This window comes from Blastococcus mobilis, from assembly GCF_900188025.1.
GTDB lineage: Bacteria > Actinomycetota > Actinomycetes > Mycobacteriales > Geodermatophilaceae > Blastococcus_B > Blastococcus_B mobilis.
Window position 1 is genome coordinate 96,990 of the sequence record NZ_FZNO01000001.1, and the last position, 12,791, is coordinate 109,780.

A 12,791-nucleotide genomic window follows, 5' to 3' on the forward strand; every position below is an offset into this window, starting at 1 on the left:
CGGGGGGCGGTGAGGCCGCGCGCGAGGGGATGGACGGCCGTCCCCGAGGCGCCCTAGCGTTCCTCCGCTGCAGGCAGCGGCAGGAGGCGCTCCGGGGGTGCCCATGCGCGCGAGGTCACGACCGGCGAGCAGCGCGGCGCAGCCGCCGCACGGAGGACGGCTGCCTCGGGCGCGGGCCGCGCTGTGCGTCGTGGCGGCGCTCGGCTGCGCCGTCGGGGGCTGGATCGTCTACAGCCGCCTGGCCCCCGACGTCGGGGTCGGGCGGCTGGCCTTCGCCGGCGGGGGGCAGTCGCTGCCGCTGCCGGAGGGAACGCGGGCGGCCCTCTGGTGGGACCTGGTCTTCATCGCCGGCTACGGGGCGGCGCTGCTGATCTGCGGGCTCGTCCTGGCCCCAGCGGTGTTCCGGCGCCAGCTGACCAAGCACGACGCCCGGGCCGGGGACGGCGAGGCCGACGCGATCGGTCCGCTGGCGGCGGACGGCGACGTCACGAGGGCCGGCGCCGCCCCCATGTCCGAGGCCCCGTCCCAGCCGGTGGTGCCGGGGGAGACGGAGCCCGCGCCCGTGGCCCGGGTGCTCCTCCCGCTCGCCGTGGTGGGGATCGTGGCCGATCTGGTCGAGAACGCGCTCATGCTGTCGCCTTCCGGCGCCGCGGCGCCCCGGCTGCTGGACCTCGCGGTGGCCGCGGGCGTCCTGAAGTGGGCCTGCCTGCTGCCCGCCGCGGCCGTCGCACTCGCCGCCGGAGGGGTCACGCTGGTGCGGTTCTGGGTGCACCGCCCCGGCCGGCTGGACGAACCCGGCTACCCCACGGTCCGTCCACCCGACCCCCTCGAGGGCGACCCCGGGGTTCGGCATCCCGCGGCCGGACGACGGGACGTGCCGGCTGCGCGCGAAGCGGCACCGCGGATCCCCGAGCCCCGAGGCCGCTGGCTGCGCGGGTTCCAGGAGCCGCGCTCGCTGGCCGAGGCGCCGGACCAGCGGCAGCCGGTGCTCGGTTTCTGCCTCTCCGGCGGCGGCATCCGCTCCGCCTCCGTCGCGCTCGGAGCCCTGCAGTCACTCCGGTCGGAGCTGGTCCGTTCGCGCTACCTGGTCTCGGTGTCGGGGGGCGGGTACACGGCCGGGGCCCTGCAGCTGGCCCTCACCACGGCCCACGATCCCGACCACCCGTCCACGGGAGCGCGCGCCGGACAGCCTGCCGGCGTCTACCAGCCGGGATCGGTGGAGGAGGACCGGCTGCGGCGGCACGCCCGCTACCTCGCGGACTCGACGACGCAGATCCTCGGCGCGCTCGGCCTGGTCGCCCGCGTCCTCGTCCTCTCCCTGGTGGCGGTCTTCGCGCCCGCGCTGGTGTTCGGCTGGCTGGCCGGGGAGTTCTACCGCGCCGTCCCGATGGCGCCGGTGCGGGACGACCCCACCGGCCCCCTGCACGTGCCGGACGTGCCCGCCGGCACGTGGCTGCTGCTCGCGATCCTGACCGCGGCCGCACTGGCGGCGTACGTGCTGACCCTGTGGCGCAAGGCGTCCTCGGAGGGCACCGGCGCGGGCGCACGCCGCTGGGCCCGCCGGATCACCGCCCTCGGGCTGCTCGTGGCGGTCGTCGCGGTCGGCCTGCCCTGGCTCGTGTACGGGGCGGGCCGGCTGCTCGAGGCCTCGGGGGCCACCGACATCGGACTCGGTGGCCCGGTGGCCGGCGTCGTCGTCACGTACGCCGTCACCCTGACGACGCTCCTGCGCAGGAAGAAGGTCGTCGAGGGTGTGCGGGGCCTGTTCGGCAAGAAGGGCGGGACGACGGTCGCCGCGGTTCCGGGCGGGTTCCTGCAGCTGCTCCTCGTCGCGGTCTCCCTGTGCCTGCTGGCGGCGGGCTGGCTGGTCCTGGCCGGGGGAGTGGCGGCGGCGACGACCGCGGCGGATCCCGGGCCCGTCCGGGTGGCGGCCGCCGGACTGCTCGTCGCGCTGGTGGTGCTCGGCGGTCTGCTCGACCAGACGGAGCTCAGCCTGCACCCGTTCTACCGGCGGCGGCTCGCGGACGCCTTCGCCGCGCGGCGGGTGGAGCGAGACCTCGACCACCGCGTGGTCGCCGAGGGGTACAGCTACGGGGAGGCCACCCGGCTGGACTCCTACGGCGTGAAGGTGGACGGCTTCCCCCAGGTCGTCTTCGCGGCCGCGGCGAACCTGACGGGTGAGCGCCGGGCGCCGCTGAAGGCGACGTCCTTCACGATGGACGCGGCGTGGGTCGGCGGGCCCGACGTCGGCTACGTCGCCACCGGAGCGCTCCGGAGGGCCGTGGCGCCGGCGTTCCGGCGTGATCTCACGGTGCAGGCGGCCATGGCGGTTTCGGGGGCCGCGTTCGCGTCGGCCGCCGGGCGGCACACCCGCTGGTACACCACGCTGCTCGCGCTCAGCGGCCTCAGGCTGGGAACCTGGCTGCCCAACCCGGTCTTCGTGGACCGCTGGAACGACGCCAGGAGAGCGAAGGACTGGACCACGCCGGGCCTGCCCCGGCTGCGTCGGCTCGGGTACCTGGCGCGTGAGGTCCTCGGCATCCACCGGTGGACCGACCGGCTGCTGCAGATCACCGACGGCGGCCACTACGAGAACCTCGGCCTGGTGGAGGCGCTGCGCCGCCGGTGTACCGAGATCTACTGCATCGATGCCAGCGGCGACAAGCCGCCGACGGCCGGGACGTTCGCGGAGGCGGTCGCCCTCGCCTACACCGAGCTCGGCGTCCGCATCGAGCTCGACGACGAGGCGTGGCGACTCGTCCCGGGCAGCGGCACCCCACTGCCTCCGCCGGACCCGCTCGAGGCGCTGAACAAGCGGCTGTCGGACCGGTCGGTCCTGACGGCCCGGATCTGCTATCCGGCGGAGAGTGGTCTGCCCGAGGGCCACCGCCACGGAATCCTGGTGTTCGCGAAGGCATCACTGACACCGAGGCTGCCGTACCCGCTGCTCTCCTACGCCGCGCGTAACGAGGTGTTCCCGTACGACTCGACCGGTGACCAGTTCTTCGACGACGGGAAGTTCACGGCCTACTCGGCGCTGGGCCGGGCCGTCGGAGCGGAGGCGGCCGCGGCGATGGAGGCGGCCCGCCGGCAGCGGTGGTCACGCCGGCGCTGCACCGTGTGCCCGCCGCCGCCGGCACAGGCGGTCCCCGCCGGATACGCGGCAGCCGGCAGCGGGGGGACGCCGTCTCAGCGGTCGAGCGGGAGCCCGGTGTAGTTCTCCGCCAGCTCCCGGGCAGCGGCCTCCGATGAGCACACCCGCCGCAGCTGCGAGAGCTGCAGCTCGGCGTCGAAGTCGTCGCCGGACCGGTGCAGCATCGAGGTCATGAACCAGGAGAAGTGCGTGCACCTCCACACGCGGGCCAGCGCACGGTCGGAGTAGCTGTCGACCAGGTCGGTCTGCTTCTCCTGCAGCAGCCGGACCAGCGCCGAGGCCAGCAGCGTGACGTCGGCGATCGCGAGGTTGAGGCCCTTGGCGCCCGTCGGCGGCACGATGTGGGCGGCGTCGCCGGCGAGGAACAGCCGGCCGCGGCGCATCGGGGCGCTGACGAAGGAGCGCATCGGCAACACCGACTTCTCGGTGATGGGTCCGGTCGAGACGTCCCACCCCTCGAGGGCGAACCTCTTCGACAGGTTGTCCCAGATCCGGTCGTCGGACCAGTTCCCGATCTCGTCCGTCGGGTCGACCTGCAGGTAGAGGCGCGACACCGTCGGTGAGCGCATCGAGTAGAGCGCGAAGCCCTCGGGATGCCAGGCATAGACGAGCTCGTCGGTGGACGGGGCGGCGTCAGCGAGGATGCCGAGCCAGGCGTAGGGGTAGGTGCGCTCCCAGACCCGACCGCCGGTGCCCTCCTGCACCGCGGCCCGCGAGGGGCCGTGGAAGCCGTCGGTGCCGGCGATGACCTCGCACTCGAGCACCTGGGGGGTGCCGTCGGCGTCGGTGAACCGGATGCGGGGCGAGTCGGAGTCGACGTCCTCGGGGCTGACGTCGGAGACCTCGAACAACAGCGGCGCGCCGCCGTCGAGCTGCGCCTGGATGAGGTCCTTGGTGACCTCGGTCTGCCCGTAGACCCAGACGGTGCGGCCGCACAGCTCGGGGAAATCCAGCTTGTGGCGGGTTCCCGGGTACTGCAGGTAGATCCCCTGGTGTTCCATGCCCTCGCGGTGCAGCCGGTCGCCGAGCCCCGCGTCGGTGAGCGTGTCGACGGTGTGCTGCTCCAGGATGCCGGCACGGATCCGCGCCTCGACGTACTCCCGCGAGCGGTTCTCCAGGACGACGTTGTCGACGCCCTGCAGGGTCAGCAGCCGCGAGAGGAGCAGGCCGGCGGGACCGGCACCGATGATGCCTACCTGGGTGCGCACGGCCCGAGTGTGACCGCCGCTCCGGGTCGCTGGGAACCGGCCCCTTCCATTCAGCGGAAATCGCGGGTGCGGGCGAGTTCGCGTCCGATGCCCCGGGCCGCGACCTCCAGGACGGGAACGAGGCGGGGGAGGTCCCGACGGTGCGGGCGGACGACGATGCCGAGTGCCGCCACCACCGCCGGGCCGCTGCGGCGTTCCACCTGGACCGGGACGGCCAGGGAGGCCGCGCCCGGTGACATCTCCTCCGACGTCCGGGCGTACCGACGACGCCGGACCTCGGCCAGCTCTCGGCGCATGCGCCCCGGGTCGACCAGCGTGTTCCGGGTCTGTCGGGTGAGCAAACGCAGCGCCTGCTCGACGACGTCCTGCGGCGCCGCCGCCAGCAGCACCTTGCCGACCCCGGTGGCGTGCAACGGCAGCCGGCTGCCCACCTGGCTCACCATCGGCACGGACTCCCGGCCCGAGACCCGCTCGACGTAGAGCGCGTGCAGGCCCTCGCGGACGGCGAGATGGACGGTGTCGCGGATGGTGGTGTGCAGGTCCTGGAGGAACGGGGCGGCGATCTGGCGCAGCTCCATCTGCACCGGCGCGAGCAGCCCGAGATCCCAGAGCTTGCGGCCGATCTCGTAGCGGCCGTCCGGACGGCGGATGAGGGCGCCCCAGTCGGCCAGCTCGCCGAGGAGCCGATGGGCCGTCGTCAGCGGGGTGCCGGAGCGCTCTGCGATCTGCGACAGGGACAACCGCGGGGCGGTGCTGTCGAAGGCGTCGAGGATCGCCAGGGCACGCGAGGTCACCGATCGCCCCGGTGTGGCGCTGCGGCCGGCCATGCGCGCTCCTCCCGCCCAGTGGAAGTGGGCGCTTGGGAAGCGTAGCCGCTCGGCCGTACCGTCCCGGCATGAGCAGGACCACATCCGGTAGTCGGCTGCACCTCCCGCGCTACCTGCGGGAGGAGGACAAGTTCCGTACGCCCGTCGGCTACGCGGACTACCGGAGCACCGGCCTGCGGGCGCCGCTGCACGCCCCCGTCGACCTCCCGCACCGGCTGACCGAGATCACCGGTCCGCTCCTCGGTGAGGGACGGGTGACCCCGGCCGACGCCGACCTGACGCGCCAGCACGACGGCGAACCGCAGGGGCAGCGGATCATCGTTCACGGCCGAGTGCTCGACAGCGACGGCAAGCCCGTGCCACACACGCTGGTGGAGATCTGGCAGGCCAACGCCGGCGGCCGCTACCGGCACGTCGTCGACAACTGGCCCTCGCCGCTGGACCCGAACTTCACCGGCCTCGGGCGATGCCTCACCGACGACCGGGGCCGCTACGAGTTCACGACGATCAAGCCCGGCGCCTATCCGTGGGGCAACCACCACAACGCCTGGCGGCCGGCGCACATCCACTTCTCGCTGTTCGGCACCGCGTTCACGCAGCGACTGGTCACCCAGATGTACTTCCCGGACGATCCGTTGTTCTTCCAGGATCCGATCTTCAACGCGATCCCTGAGGCCGCGCGGCCGCTCGCCATCAGCCGGTTCGACTACGAGCGCACCGTGGACAACTGGGCCCTGGCGTTCCGGTGGGACATCGTGCTGCGCGGCAAGGACCAGACGCCGTTCGAGACCGAGGACGACGGAGACGTGGCGTGATGACAGCCGAGGGAGCATCGCAGCGAGGCAGGAGCCGACAGGGAGTGAGCATCGCAGCGAGCGCCAGCGAGCGAGGAGCGGAGCGACCGCGGAGGCGACCGCTGACGCGGAGCGAGGAGCGGATCGAGGCCGGAATCGCGCCGGGAGGTGTGGCGTGAAGACGCAGTTGCGCACGACACCCAGCGCGACGGTCGGCCCCTACCTCGCCATCGGGCTGACGTGGGAGGACGGTCCCTTCGTCGTCGCCCCGGACGCCGACGGTGCCATCTGGATCCGCGGCACCGTGTTCGACGGCAACGGCGACGTGGTCCCCGACGCCATGGTGGAGACGTGGCAGGCCGATCCCGACGGTCGCTTCGACCATCCCGACGACCCGCGCGGCCCGGTCGCCTACCCGGGGTTCCGCGGCTTCGGCCGGTCGCAGACCGTGGACGGTGGCGAGTACGCCGTCTGCACGCTCAAGCCCGGCCGCGTCCCGGACGGCGACGGCGGGCTGCAGGCTCCGCACCTCGACGTCTCGGTCTTCATGCGCGGGATCCTCGATCGCGTCGTCACCCGGATCTACTTCGCCGACGAGGCCGCGGCCAACGCAGAGGACGCCGTCCTGAGGTCGCTGCCCGACGACGCGGCTCGGGAGACGCTGATCGCCACCCCCACCGATGACGGGTACCGGCTGGACATCCGCCTCCAGGGCGACCGCGAGACCGTGTTCTTCGCGGTATGACCCGGCTCCCTGACCGCTGCTCCGGTAAGAACGGCCCCATGACCGGGACCTGCGCGTGAGCGGACTCTTCGGCGGCACCTTCGCCCGCGGCGGAGCCACCGCCGCAGTCTCCGACGCCGCGTGGTTCCGGGCCCTGCTCGAGGTGGAGGCCGCACTGGCCCGCTCGGCCGCCCGCCTCGGGCTGGTGTCGGAGACCGCGGCCGCCACGGTGACGACCGTCTGTGCCGACCCGGCCCGGCTCGATCTCGCGACCGTCGTGGCGAGGGCTGCGGATGCCGGCAACCCGGTGCCGCCGCTGGTGCGGGCGCTGCAGGAGGCCGTCGGCGAGGACGCCGCCCGTGCCGTCCACGTCGGTGCCACCAGCCAGGACATCCTGGACACCGCCCTGCTGCTGCTGGCCCGGAACGCGATCGCGGCCATCGACGCCGACCTCGCCGGCGCCGCCGGAGCAGCGGCCCGGCTCGCCGGAGTCCACCGGGACGACGTCGTCATGGGCCGCACGCTCATGCAGCAGGCGCTGCCGACGACCTTCGGCCTGAAGGCAGCCGGCTGGCTGGCCGGCCTGGACGGAGCGCGCCTCCGGCTGGCCGAGGTGGTCGCGTCGCTGCCGGTCCAGTACGGCGGAGCGGCGGGGACCCTGGTCGCCAGCTCCGGGTCGGGCGTGGCCCTGCGCTCCGCCCTGGCCACCGAGCTCGGTCTGGCCGACACCGCGGCTCCCTGGCACACGATGCGGCTGCCGATCGCCGACCTCGCCGGCGCACTGGGCGCGACCGCCGGCGTGCTCGGGACCATCGCCGTCGACGTGGTCCTCATGGCACAGACCGAGGTCGCCGAGGTCAGCGAGAGCGGGGAGTCCCGCGGCGGCTCCTCCGCGATGCCGCACAAGCGCAATCCGGTCGCGGCGATCTCGGCCCGCGCCTGCGCGCGGCGTGCGCCCGGCCTGGTCGCCACGCTGTTCGCGGCGATGGAGCAGGAGCACGAGCGGGCGGCGGGGGCCTGGCACAGCGAATGGCCCACCCTGACCGATCTGCTCAGCACCGTGGGCTCCGCCGCGTCGTGGCTGGCGGAGAGCCTGGCCGGCCTCCGGCCCGACGTCGACCGGATGGCCGCCACCGTCGCCTCGGCGCGGGACCCGGAGCTGGCTGGAGCCCTCGCCGAGGCCCTGACGCCGACGCTGGGCCGGGGAGCGGCGCACGACGCGGCGGCCGACGCATCCCGCGAGGCGGTGGCGAGTGGCCGGCCGCTGCGCGAGGTGCTCGCCGAGCGCACCGACGTCGACGTGCACACGCTGCTGGCGGCGGGCCCGGACGTGGGCGAGGCCGGAGCTCAGGTGGACGCAGTCCTGGCCGACCACCGCCGACTGACCGAGGGGACACAGTGAGCCAACGTGCGAGCAAGCCAGTGACCGGAGCCGCAGGCACGCGGCCGACGAGCGCCCTGGAGGAGCAGTGACCGTCGCCGTCTCGTACACCGTGGACGGGGCCGCCGACGCGCCGGTCGTCGTCCTCTCCAACTCCCTGGGCGCCACCCGCGCGATGTGGGACCCGCAGGTACCGGCGCTCGCCGAGCGGTACCGCGTCGTCACCTACGACACCCGAGGGCACGGGGAATCCCCGGCGCCGAAGGGGCCGTACACGCTCGACGACCTGACCGACGACCTGGTCGCCCTGCTCGACGAGGTGGGCGCCGAGCGGGCGCACGTCGCCGGACTGTCCCTGGGCGGCATGACCGCGATGCGGCTGGCCGCGCGGAACCCGGAGCGGGTGCACCGGCTCGCGCTGCTGTGCACCTCGGCGAAGGCCGACCCGCAGGCTTACCTGGACCGGGCGGTCGCCGCCCGCTCCGGCGGCACCGCCCCACTCGCCCCGGTCGTCGTCAGCCGCTGGCTGACGCCGACCTACGCCGCCGAGCACCCGGACCTGGTCGCGCGGCTGGAGGCGATGATCGCCGGGTCGGACGACGAGGGCTACGCCGCCTGCTGCGAGGTGGTCGCCGGCCTGGACCTGCGCGAGGACCTCGCCCGGATCACCGCGCCGACGCTGGTCGTGTCCGGGGCGGAAGACCCCGCCCTGCCGCCGGAGCACCAGCGGCTCATCGCCGACGGCATCCGCGGCGCGGAGCTGGTCACCGTGAGCCCCGGCGCGCACCTGGCCAACCTGGAACGGACGCTGGAGGTCACCGGCGCCCTGCTGGGCCACTTCGACTCCGCAGGAGGTACCCGTTGAGCGAGCCGACCACCGACGACGCGCGGCGCGAGGCCGGCATGCGGACCCGGCGCGAGGTGCTCGGGGACGCCCACGTCGACCGCGCGGTGGCGGCCACGACCCCGTTCACCGCCGACTTCCAGGACTTCATCACCCGGACCGCCTGGGGTGATCTCTGGCAGCGCCCGGGGCTGGCCCGCCGCGACCGCAGCCTGATGACGCTGTCGATCACCATCGCGCTGCGGCACTGGGAGGAGTTCGCGCTGCACGTGCGGGCGGCGAAGAACAACGGGCTCACCGACGAGGAGATCGCCGAGGTGATCCAGCACGCCGCGATCTACGCCGGCGTCCCGGCCGCGAACCACGCGTTCAAGGTGGCCGCGCCCGTCCTCGAGGAGCTCCGCGACACCTCCGCCTGACGCTGATCGGCGCGCCGGCGCCGACACCGGCCCGCCGGGATCGCGACGGACGGGAAGGGAGTGCGCTGAGGCCCCGTTCCGCACTCCGGAACGGGGCCTCAGCGCACTCCCTCGGGATGGGTCAGACGGTCGCGGGGAGGGGCATCGTCGGGCAGTCCTCGACGACGGTGAGCGGCGCGTCGGTGGCGGCCACGACCTCGTCGACGGTGACGCCGGGGGCCACCTCGCGCAGCACCAGGCCGTCGCCGGTGACGTCGATGACGGCGAGGTCGGTGATGATCCGGTCGACGCAGGCCTTGCCGGTGAGCGGGAGGGTGCACTCCTCGACGATCTTGGCCGACCCGTCCCGGGCGACGTGCTCCATCATGATGATCACCTTGCGGGCGCCGTGGACGAGGTCCATGGCGCCACCCATCCCGTTGACCATCTTGCCGGGGATGAGCCAGTTGGCCAGGTCGCCGCGGGCGTTGACCTGCATGGCGCCGAGGATCGCGACGTCGAGGTGCTTGCCGCGGATCATCCCGAACGACAGCGCCGAGTCGAAGAAGCTGGCCCCCGGCAGGATCGTGACCGTCTCCTTGCCGGCGTTGATCAGGTCGGGGTCCTCCTCGCCCTCGAACGGGTAGGGGCCGACCCCGAGGATGCCGTTCTCGGAGTGCAGGACGACGTGGATGTCGTCGGGCACGTAGTTCGGCACCAGGGTCGGCATCCCGATCCCGAGGTTGACGTACTGGCCGTCCTCGAGCTCGAGGGCCACCCGGGCGGCGAGCTGCTCGCGGTCCAGTGTCATCAGGCCGTTCCTTCCACGGTGGTGGCTTCTTCGCCGGCGCCGGCCGGGGTGCCGGTGCGGTCGGTGCGCGGGCGGGTGGTGCGCTTCTCGATCCCCTTGCCCTCGGGGCCCACGACGACGACGCGGTCGACGAAGACGCCGGGCAGGTGCACGTCCTCGGGGGTGATCTCGCCCGGCTCGACGAGCTCCTCGACCTCGGCGATGGTGATGCGCCCGGCCATGCCGGCCAGCGGGTTGAAGTTGCGCGCGGACTCGTGGAAGACCAGGTTGCCGTGCCGGTCGCCGCGGACCGCCCGGACCAGACCGAAGTCGGCGGTGAGCGCGGTCTCCAGCACGTACTGCTCGCCGTCGAAGACCCGCACCTCCTTGGGGGCGCTGGTCGCCACGACGTTGCCCTCGCTGTCGTAGCGGACCGGGATGCCCCCTTCGGCGACCATCGTGCCGACGCCGGTCGGCGTGTAGAAGGCGGGGATGCCGGTGCCGCCGGCGCGCAGCCGCTCGGCCAGCGTGCCCTGCGGGGTCAGCTCGACCTCCAGCTCGCCGGAGAGGTACAGCCGGGCCAGCTCCTTGTTGCCCCCGACGAACGAGCTGATCGTGCGGGTGATCCGCCCGGCGTAGAGGAGAACGCCCAGCGCCTGGTCGTCCACGCCGCAGTTGTTGGAAATCGTCGTGAGCCTCTTGGCACCCTGCTCGAGCAGGGCGTCGATCAGCTTGATCGGCACCCCGCACAGGCCGAACCCGCCGACCGCCAGCGTGGCGCCGTCGGGGATGTCGGCGACCGCCTCCCGTGTCGAGGCCAGGACCTTGTCCATCGTCAGCTCCTCCGTGTACCGGGAACCGGCGGCAGGACGGCGTCCGGCCCCTGGTGCGTGCGCGTTCGATCCACCAACGTGCTCCCATCGCTCAGGACTGCGGTTCCCCAGTATCTATGCCGGAGCAGGCTGTTCCGACGTGCGGCCACCACTGGGTGGAATGGTCCCCGCACCTACCGGTCGGGGAACTCCTGGCCCGGGACCCCCGTTGCGCGGGCATGGAGCTGACCTGCCCGAAGTGTCACGGTGCGATGCGGACCTACGAGCGCAACGGCGTGCACGTCGACCAGTGCGCGGACTGCCGAGGCATCTTCCTCGACCGCGGCGAGCTGGACCGGCTGATCGACGCGGAGAACGCCTGGCACAGCGGCGCCCCGGCAGCGCAGGCCGAGCAGCCGTCCCACCAGCAGTCCACCCACCGCGAGTCGTCCCACCAGCAGTCCGCCCACGGGCAAAAGGTGTCGGGCGCCGGGCTGGGTGCGGTGGTCGGTGAGGTCCTGCGCCAGGTGCAGGGGTCCAAGCAGTCCTCGCACTCCTCCGGGTCGTACCACCGGCGGAAGAAGGAGTCCTTCCTCGGCGACCTCTTCGGCTGAGCGCCGGCCGCCGGGGAGGTCCGGCTCAGGGCAGGCGGATCGTGAGACGCACGTGCGCGCCGTCGTCGTCGCCGGAGATGTCGACGTGGTCGCACAGCTGCCGGGCCAGCCACAGGCCCATGCCGCCGCGCGACAGGTCGTCGCCGTGCGCCGGCCCGTACCCGGCGAACGGGTCGTCGAAGCCGGGACCGTGGTCATCGATCGAGCAGACGATCCGGTCCTGGCCCACCCAGAGCCGCAGGCTGACCGGGGGCTTGCCGTGCCGGACGGCGTTGGACGTCATCTCGTCGATGGCGAGCAGGTAGTCCTCGACGGCGTCCGGCGGGGCGTCGACCGTTGCCAGTGCGGCGGCGACGGTGTGCCGCAGGGCGATGAAGTCGGTGATGTCGCGAACCCAGAGGCGCGGGGGAGTGCGCTCCAGGGGCTCGACGGGGATCGGCAGGGACCGCAGGTAGTCGGCGGGGGCGACGAAGTCGGGATTGTCTGCGCGGCCCTCCGGCGTCACGACGCGACCGTGGGTGCGCCGCGCGGACTCCAGGACGGTCTCGGGCAGACGTCGGGCGTCGAAGACGCACAGACCCCACAACGGCCAGTCCGCCAGTGCCTTGTTGATGACCGACTCGTAGCGTTGCCACTCCAGCCAGTCGCGCTCGGTCTCACCGAAGTCCACCTCGCCGACGATGCGCACCCGCACCACACCCTCGGCGGCGCGCTGCTCGGCCAGCTGCCGGAACGTCGTGATCGCCGTCGGCGTGCGCGCGCGATAGACGTCGCCGCGTTCGAGGACGTGCACCCGCGGGTCACCGTCGACCGCGTCGCGCAGGACCGAGGCAGTCGCAGCACTGGTGGCGACCACGGCGGCGTCGCCGGCCTCCAGCCCCTCCAGCAGGAAGGGCACGGCCGCCGCGACGACCTGTTCGGGCTTCTCGTAGAGCAGCGCGTCGTGCGGGTAGGCGCCCGAGCTGCGCAGGTGGTCGACGGCGGGCGCGTCCGACCGTCCGCCCGCTGACCACTGCGTCACTGATCCACCCCGAGATGTCTGTCGGCGCCCGGCATGCGGGGCTGCGGCTCCACGGTAAGGCAGAACGGTTTCCGGGGTGGGATGGACGCCGAGCGACGCGGCTCACCCGGCTCACCGGACGGCTCCGGGACCGCGGGTCAGGACAGCGCCAGATCGGCTGCGGCCCGGCCCTGCGCCCGGGCGTGCCGGTAGCCGCGGACGGAGACGAGGCCGGACTGTGCCAC

Annotated in this window: 12 protein-coding genes; 7 read left to right on the forward strand and 5 right to left on the reverse strand. The window is 73.5% G+C overall.

All coding sequences use genetic code 11. The features are described from left to right. Positions 1 to 97: 97 nt before the first annotated feature. Complete coding sequence (locus CHB94_RS00490; protein WP_141137382.1) at positions 98 to 3,217, forward strand: patatin-like phospholipase family protein; 3,120 nt, start codon at positions 98 to 100, stop codon at positions 3,215 to 3,217. Here the strand turns inward: CHB94_RS00490 and CHB94_RS00495 are convergent. Beyond that, entirely contained in the window at positions 3,190 to 4,362 is a 1,173-nt protein-coding gene (locus tag CHB94_RS00495; protein ID WP_089334627.1) for a 4-hydroxybenzoate 3-monooxygenase, read from the reverse strand. The two genes, CHB94_RS00490 and CHB94_RS00495, sit on opposite strands and share 28 nt — an antisense overlap. A 50-nt stretch (positions 4,363 to 4,412) precedes the next feature. Continuing rightward, positions 4,413 to 5,189, reverse strand: a complete 777-nt coding sequence (locus CHB94_RS00500; protein ID WP_089334628.1) for an IclR family transcriptional regulator — start codon at positions 5,187 to 5,189, stop codon at positions 4,413 to 4,415. A gap of 68 nt (positions 5,190 to 5,257) precedes the next feature. On the opposite strand from CHB94_RS00500, the gene pcaH reads away from it, so the two are divergent. The 5 genes from pcaH to pcaC all read left to right on the forward strand — a co-directional run bounded on the left by pcaH (position 5,258) and on the right by pcaC (position 9,351). Next, entirely contained in the window at positions 5,258 to 6,004 is a 747-nt protein-coding gene (gene pcaH, locus CHB94_RS00505; protein WP_089334629.1) for a protocatechuate 3,4-dioxygenase subunit beta, read from the forward strand. 154 nt (positions 6,005 to 6,158) lie between these two features. Next, positions 6,159 to 6,728, forward strand: a complete 570-nt coding sequence (gene pcaG / locus CHB94_RS00510) for a protocatechuate 3,4-dioxygenase subunit alpha (RefSeq protein ID WP_176445339.1) — start codon at positions 6,159 to 6,161, stop codon at positions 6,726 to 6,728. A 55-nt stretch (positions 6,729 to 6,783) separates the two neighbouring features. Continuing rightward, positions 6,784 to 8,109, forward strand: a complete 1,326-nt coding sequence (pcaB, locus tag CHB94_RS00515; protein WP_089334630.1) for a 3-carboxy-cis,cis-muconate cycloisomerase — start codon at positions 6,784 to 6,786, stop codon at positions 8,107 to 8,109. A 67-nt stretch (positions 8,110 to 8,176) separates the two neighbouring features. Beyond that, positions 8,177 to 8,953 carry a 3-oxoadipate enol-lactonase gene (gene pcaD, locus CHB94_RS00520; RefSeq protein ID WP_089334631.1) on the forward strand — a complete coding sequence of 259 codons (777 nt, stop codon included), beginning with the start codon at positions 8,177 to 8,179 and terminating at the stop codon, positions 8,951 to 8,953. Further along, positions 8,950 to 9,351 (forward strand): 4-carboxymuconolactone decarboxylase, encoded by a 402-nt coding sequence (pcaC, locus tag CHB94_RS00525; RefSeq protein WP_217899102.1) that lies wholly within the window; start codon positions 8,950 to 8,952, stop codon positions 9,349 to 9,351. Before pcaD ends, pcaC begins: the two co-directional genes overlap by 4 nt. A gap of 121 nt (positions 9,352 to 9,472) precedes the next feature. Here the strand turns inward: pcaC and CHB94_RS00530 are convergent, their stop codons facing one another. Both CHB94_RS00530 and CHB94_RS00535 read right to left on the reverse strand, forming a co-directional pair. Further along, positions 9,473 to 10,141 (reverse strand): CoA transferase subunit B, encoded by a 669-nt coding sequence (locus CHB94_RS00530; protein WP_089334632.1) that lies wholly within the window; start codon positions 10,139 to 10,141, stop codon positions 9,473 to 9,475. Beyond that, positions 10,141 to 10,953: a CoA transferase subunit A gene (locus CHB94_RS00535; protein WP_089334633.1), complete on the reverse strand. Its 813-nt coding sequence runs from the start codon at positions 10,951 to 10,953 to the stop codon at positions 10,141 to 10,143. Before CHB94_RS00535 ends, CHB94_RS00530 begins: the two co-directional genes overlap by 1 nt. Before the next feature lie 218 nt (positions 10,954 to 11,171). Here CHB94_RS00535 and CHB94_RS00540 point away from each other — a divergent pair, with 218 nt between their 5' ends. Further along, the gene (locus CHB94_RS00540) at positions 11,172 to 11,546 is read left to right on the forward strand and encodes a TFIIB-type zinc ribbon-containing protein (RefSeq protein WP_089334634.1); all 375 of its coding nucleotides are present in this window, start codon (positions 11,172 to 11,174) and stop codon (positions 11,544 to 11,546) included. 25 nt (positions 11,547 to 11,571) lie between these two features. Here the strand turns inward: CHB94_RS00540 and CHB94_RS00545 are convergent, their stop codons facing one another. Next, the gene (locus CHB94_RS00545; protein WP_254920304.1) at positions 11,572 to 12,567 is read right to left on the reverse strand and encodes a sensor histidine kinase; all 996 of its coding nucleotides are present in this window, start codon (positions 12,565 to 12,567) and stop codon (positions 11,572 to 11,574) included. Positions 12,568 to 12,791 lie beyond the last annotated feature (224 nt).